Genomic DNA, 941 nt, shown 5'->3' with positions numbered 1-941 from the left:
ACGTCGAGAGCAATCTCAATCCCGAGCCGGCCTACCTATTCTTTCGATACAAAATGGTGTGTTTAAGTTTTTACCTGTAGTGGATTGGAGTAACAAAGACGTACACTACTATTTAAAAGAACACGGTCTTTCATATCACCCCTTGGGATCAGGCTATCTTCTGTCGGGGATGACGCATACAACCCAAAATGGGAGCCAGGGATGAGTGAAGAAGAAACTCGTTTCTTTGGCTTGAAGCGTGAGTGTGGTCTTCATGAAGAAGATAATGAACAAGATGGTTCTGGTATTTAATAATAGAGAAGCTAAAAGGCCGCAGATGCGGTCTTTTATTTAGCTGTAAAACGGGCTTTGTGGATAACTTTGTGGGTATTTTGTTGGTTTGTTTTGGGTAAAGTTGGATAAATGACGTCTTGAATTGGATTTTGTTTCGTTTATGGCTTTGTTTTTGCAATTTTCTCAAAATAACACTTGCCAATGTGAGCGGGATCTCTATAATGCCACCTCATCGACAGGGCGAGGGCTCACAAGGGTTTCAAGCTTGTTCGATAGGCCAGTAAAGAAAAATGAAATAATTTTGAAAAAGTGTTTGACACTGAAAATTATCTCGCTAGAATGGCCGCCTCTTCCGAAGTGATGCGATTCACAAAAGAAGAAAGCTCTTTAACAATATAAACCTATCAATCTGTGTGGGCGCTCGTTGATGATAATCCAAAAGATTTATCAATGAACTGAGTGACCAAAACGATACTAAGTATCGGCACAGTCAATTTATTCAGTATTCATTGAGCCGAAGCGAAAGCTTCAAAAAACTTTTAATTGAAGAGTTTGATCATGGCTCAGATTGAACGCTGGCGGCAGGCCTAACACATGCAAGTCGAGCGGCAGCACAGAGAAACTTGTTTCTCGGGTGGCGAGCGGCGGACGGGTGAGTAATGCCTGGG

1 rRNA gene and 1 pseudogene are annotated in these 941 nt (G+C 42.0%); both read left to right on the top strand.

The annotated features are described in order from the left end of the window. Window positions 1–291, top strand: a pseudogene (locus tag CIK04_RS31325) (phosphoadenosine phosphosulfate reductase family protein); the annotation flags it as partial. Window positions 292–813: 522 nt separating this feature from the next. After that, window positions 814–941 (top strand): 16S ribosomal RNA (locus tag CIK04_RS31320); the annotation flags it as partial.

The organism is Vibrio sp. 03_296, assembly GCF_002265885.1.
This window is presented reverse-complemented; position numbering and strand designations above follow the sequence as displayed.